This is a genomic window from Actinomadura keratinilytica, assembly GCF_039539665.1.
Taxonomy (GTDB): domain Bacteria; phylum Actinomycetota; class Actinomycetes; order Streptosporangiales; family Streptosporangiaceae; genus Spirillospora; species Spirillospora keratinilytica.
Genome location: NZ_BAABDO010000223.1, coordinates 1 through 4,526 on the forward strand (window position 1 = coordinate 1; position 4,526 = coordinate 4,526).

The window sequence follows — 4,526 nt, forward strand, 5'->3', positions numbered from 1 at the left end:
TTCAAGATCATCCAGCCGTGTCGCCGTCACCAACGTCCATGGTCAGTACAACTAGGCGGGCGCGGCGGGCGCGGCGGGCCCGTCCTCCTCGTGCAGCAGGAGCAGGGCGTAGGCGGCCACGGTGGCGTCGTCGGTGATCTCGCCCGCCCGGACCAGGCGTTTGAACTCCTCCCGGGTGACGAACCGCTGCCGCATGTCCTGCTCCTCCGGCTCGCGCGCGTGCTCGCCCGGCGTCAGCCCGGTCGCCAGGAACACGTGGACGCCCTGGCTGCTGGTGCCGTGCGAGCTGTGCAGCCGGCCCAGCGGCGTCAGCGTGGCGGCGCGCAGCCCGGTCTCCTCGGCCAGCTCCCGGCGGGCCAGCGCCTCGGGGGCGCCGCCGCGGTGGTCCGGGTGGGAGCCCTGCGGGAAGTTCCACGTGCGCCGCCCGATCGGGTAGCGGTACTCCTCCACCATGTGGAACCCGTCCCGCTCCGCCGGGATGACCAGGGCGTAGTCGTCCTTCTCGACGACGCCGTAGATGCCGCGCGACCCGTCGGCCCGCTGGACGAGGTCCTCGCGGACGGTCATCCACCGGTTCTCGTAGACCACACGGGAGGACACCCGGCGCACCGCCGGTTCAGGCGTCATGGCCACCTCCGTTCCCATCCCCCCATCATGGCCGGGACGCGCCGCGCCGGAGGGCACCGGCACACCGCGCAGTGCGGGATGATGTGCGTGTGGGCGGGCATACCAGGGCGGCAGGTGGTTGAATCCACGGGTATGTGGCAGTCGTCACACCGAGAACGGCCGTGGTTGCGGTGGTACCAGCCCGGGGTGCCGGCCGAACCCGACATCCCCGACGTCGCCGTCCCCCGCCTGCTGGACGACGCCGCCGCGCGGCATCCGCGGCGGCCCGCGCTGATCTTCCACGGCGCCCGGATCCGCTACCGGGACCTGCGCGAGGCCGCGGACCGGTTCGCCGCCGGGCTGCACCGGCTCGGCGTGCAGCCCGGCGACCGGGTCGCGCTGATGCTGCCGAACTGCCCGCAGCTGGTCATCGCGTTCTTCGGGGTGCTGCGGCGCGGCGCGATCGCGGTGCCGCACAACCCGCTGTCCACCGCCGAGGAGCTGCGCCGCGTGCTGGCCGACTGCGCGCCGCGCGCGGCGGTGGTGCTGGATCGTTCCCTCCCGGTGGTGCGGGCCGCGCGGGACGCCGCGCCGCTGGAGCATCTGATCGTCACCTCGCTCGGGGACGCGCTGCCCCCGGCGGCGCGGGCGGCGCTGCGGCTGCCGCTGCCGGAGGCCCGGCGGTACCGCGCGGCCCTCACCGCCGAGGTCCCCGCCGCGGCGGACGCGGTGCCGTTCGCCGAGCTGCAGCGGCCGGCGGAGCGCCGGGTGCGGCAGTTCCGGCTCGACCCGTCGCGGCACCTGGCGGTCATCGCCTACACCGGCGGCGAGGCGCGCCCCATGGGCGCCATGCTCACCCACCGCAACCTGGTCGCCAACGCGTGCCAGCAGCACGCGTGGGACGTGGAGGTCACCGACGGCGGCGAGGTCACGTTGGCCGTGCTGCCGCTGTTCCACACGTTCGGCATGATCAGCTGCCTGGTGGCGCCGGTGCTGAAGGCGGGCTCGGTGGTGCTGCTGCCGCGGTTCGACGACGAGCAGGCGGTGCGGGCGCTGCGCCGGTACCGCCCCACCGTGTTCCCGGGCGTGCCGACGCTGTACGACCAGGTGCTCGACAGTCCGCGGTTCCGGCCGTCCGACCTGGACTCGGTGCGGGTCCTGCTGTCGGGCGGCAGTCCGCTGACCGCCGCGACGCGCGAGCGGCTGGCCGCGCTGGGCCACGCCGACGGGCTGATCCAGGCGTACGGGCAGACGGAGGCGTCGCCCGCGCTGACCGCCAACCCGCTCGGCGGCGGCGCCCGCAACGACACCGTGGGCCTGCCGCTGCCGGGGACCGACGCGGTGGTCGTCGACCCCGGGGACCCGACCCGGCCGCTGCCGCCGGGCGAGCCGGGCGAGCTGGTGGCGCGCGGCCCCCAGGTGTTCGCCGGGTACTGGAACCAGCCGCTGGCCACCGCCCGCGTGCTGTCCAAGGGCTGGCTGCGCACCGGCGACACCGCGGTGATGAGCGCGGACGGCTGGATCACCCTGCTGGAGCGCCGCCAGGACACCATCAAGGTCAGCGGGTTCAGCGTCTTCCCCGGCGAGGTGGAGCAGGTCCTGCGCCGCCATCCGGCGGTGTTCGACTGCGCGGTCGTCGGCCTGCCGGACGAGCGGCGCGGCGAACGCGTCGTCGCCTACGTCGTCGAGCACCCCGCCTACCCGTTCTCGGCCGAGGAGCTGCGCCGCCACTGCGCGAGGTACCTGTCGCGCTACAAGGTGCCGGCCGAGTTCCGGCTCCGCCAGGACCTGCCCCGCAACATGCTGGGCAAGGTCGTGCGCCGCCGGTTGCGCGACGCCGCGGCCGCCGGCTGACGCGGCGGTCCCCCGCGCGGGCGGCCCCGGGCGAGTGGTTGACTGGGCGGGTGCATCCCCCCGTCGACCGTTCTCCCCGTGTTTCGTCGCCGGCGTTGTTCGATCGGCTCGCCGAGATCGGCCGCGCCCGGTCCGCGGGCGGCGACGCGTCGGTGCTGTACGACCGGCACGGGGTGCTGGTGGTCCGGGTCGGCGGCGTGGTCGTCAAGGCGCACCAGGAGGACCGCGACGGCGGGCCGCGGCTGGAGGAGCGGATGCGGGTGGCGGCGTCGCTGCCGGAGCTGCTGCTGCCTCCGCTGGACGGGCCGCTGCGGGTGGACGGCCGGGTGGTGACCGTGTGGCCGTACGGTGAGCCGGTCAGCCCGGACGCGGTGCCGTGGGAGGAGGCCGGCCGGCTGCTGGCCGCGCTGCACACGTGTCCGGTTCCGGCCGACGCGCCGCCCTGGGGGCGCCCCACCCGGGTGGGGCGGCTGGTGGGGCGCCTGCCGGACGGGCCGGAGGCCGACGAGGTGTGCCGGGCGTTCGCCACGCTGCCGTCCTGGATCCGCGCGGGAGAAGACGACGGCTTTGCGGACGGAGGTGCGCCGCGCCGGCTGATCCACGGGGACTGGCATCTGGGGCAGATGGTGCGCGCCGGGGACGGCTGGCGGCTCATCGACGTGGAGGACCTGGGGCGCGGCGACCCGGTCTGGGACCTGGCGCGGCCCGCGGCGCTGTTCTCGGCGGGGGTGCTGCCGCCCGGCGACTGGGCCCGGTTCCTGCGCGCCTACCGGGAGGCCGGGGGCCCGGCGGTGCCCGCGGACGGCGACCCGTGGCGGGTCCTGGACCTGCCCGCGCGGACTCTGGCGATCCAGATCGCCGCCACGTGCGTCATATCCGCGCGGGCGGACGGCCGCCCGCTCGACGGGCCCGAGCGGGCGCTCGTCGACACCTGCGGGCGCATCTGCGAGGCGGGACCAGGAATGACGTAGCGTTCGTGCTGCCCTAGATTTAGCCCACCTGGGGATTGTTACGGAAGGACGATGAGGCGATGCACTGCCCCAAGTGTCACGGCGTGATGCGCACCTACACCCGTAGCGGCGTCCACATCGAGCAATGCGACAACTGCCGTGGGATCTTCCTCGACTACGGGGAGTTGGAGGCGCTCACCCGCCTGGAGGGCCAGGCCCGTCCCGCGCCTCCCGCGGCGCCGGCCGCTCCGGCGTGGGGCGCGCCCGCCCAGGTGCACCACCATCACCACGGCGGCGGGCACTACCACCACGGCGGCCTGTTCCACATGCTGTTCTCGACCTGAGCGGACGTCCCCGGCGGCGTGCCGACACCCGAGGCATCGGCGCGCCGCCCCGCCGCACGGCCGGAAGGGACGCCCCGCCCTGCTCGCAGGCGGTGGTCACAGGCGGGGGTCGACGGGTTCGGACTCCAGGGCCAGGACGGCGAACACCGCCTGGTGGATCCGCCACATCGGCTCCCCCGCGGCGAGCCGGTCGAGCGCCTCCACGCCGAGGGCGTGCTCGCGCATCGCCAGCGAGCGCTTGCGGCCGAGCGACCGCCCGCGCAGCCGCTCCAGGGTGTCGGGCTCGGTGTAGTCGGGCCCGTAGATGATCCTCAGGTACTCCCGGCCCCGGCACTTGATGCCGGGCTGGATCTTCTTGTCCTGCGGGAGCGGCCCCAGCGGTTTGACGACCATGCCCTCGCCGCCGCTCCCGGTGTGCTCCTCCCACCAGGCGGTGGCGTCCCGCTCCGACTCCGGCGAGGCCAGGTCGACGACGCGGGACCGCGTGGGCAGCAGCAGTCCGGACGGGTCGGCGGCGGCGAGCCGGGCCGCGGCCTGCATGTGCCAGTCGTGCCCGCGGGCCGTGGCCCAGGCGCGGCCCTCGCCCGCCAGGATCTGGAACGGCGCCAGCCGCACGCCGTCCAGGCCGTCCACGGTCCAGCAGTAGCGGGCGTAGGCGTCGCGGAACCGCCCGGCGTCGGCGAGCCGCCGGCCGTCGCGGTCGCGCAGGTCGGCGGCGTCCAGGCCGGGCGCGGCCGCCCGGGAAGTCGGATCGTAGCCATGTCGTTCTGTG

The 4,526-nt window shown here is 75.5% G+C and carries 4 protein-coding genes; 3 read left to right on the forward strand and 1 reads right to left on the reverse strand.

Annotation, left to right across the window (positions count from 1 at the left end):
- Positions 1-51: 51 nt before the first annotated feature.
- A complete protein-coding gene (locus tag ABD879_RS32140; protein ID WP_345025555.1) occupies positions 52-627 on the reverse strand; it encodes an NUDIX domain-containing protein in 576 nt (191 codons plus the stop codon).
- 186 nt (positions 628-813) lie between these two features.
- Here ABD879_RS32140 and ABD879_RS32145 point away from each other — a divergent pair, with 186 nt between their 5' ends.
- The 3 genes from ABD879_RS32145 to ABD879_RS32155 all read left to right on the forward strand — a co-directional run bounded on the left by ABD879_RS32145 (position 814) and on the right by ABD879_RS32155 (position 3,754).
- Positions 814-2,460, forward strand: a complete 1,647-nt coding sequence (locus tag ABD879_RS32145) for an AMP-binding protein (RefSeq protein WP_345025556.1) — start codon at positions 814-816, stop codon at positions 2,458-2,460.
- Positions 2,461-2,555: 95 nt separating this feature from the next.
- Positions 2,556-3,431, forward strand: coding sequence for a phosphotransferase family protein (locus ABD879_RS32150; RefSeq protein ID WP_345025557.1), 876 nt, complete (start codon positions 2,556-2,558; stop codon positions 3,429-3,431).
- Between the two features lie 59 nt (positions 3,432-3,490).
- Positions 3,491-3,754 (forward strand): TFIIB-type zinc ribbon-containing protein, encoded by a 264-nt coding sequence (locus ABD879_RS32155; protein ID WP_285495239.1) that lies wholly within the window; start codon positions 3,491-3,493, stop codon positions 3,752-3,754.
- Positions 3,755-4,526: the final 772 nt, after the last annotated feature.

What these genes read in the sequence shown, in the direction of transcription:
- ABD879_RS32140 (WP_345025555.1), bottom strand. Translation starts at nt 627, where the DNA reads ATGACGCCTGAACCGGCGGTGCGCCGGGTGTCCTCCCGTGTGGTCTAC.
- ABD879_RS32155 (WP_285495239.1), top strand. Translation starts at nt 3,491, where the DNA reads ATGCACTGCCCCAAGTGTCACGGCGTGATGCGCACCTACACCCGTAGC.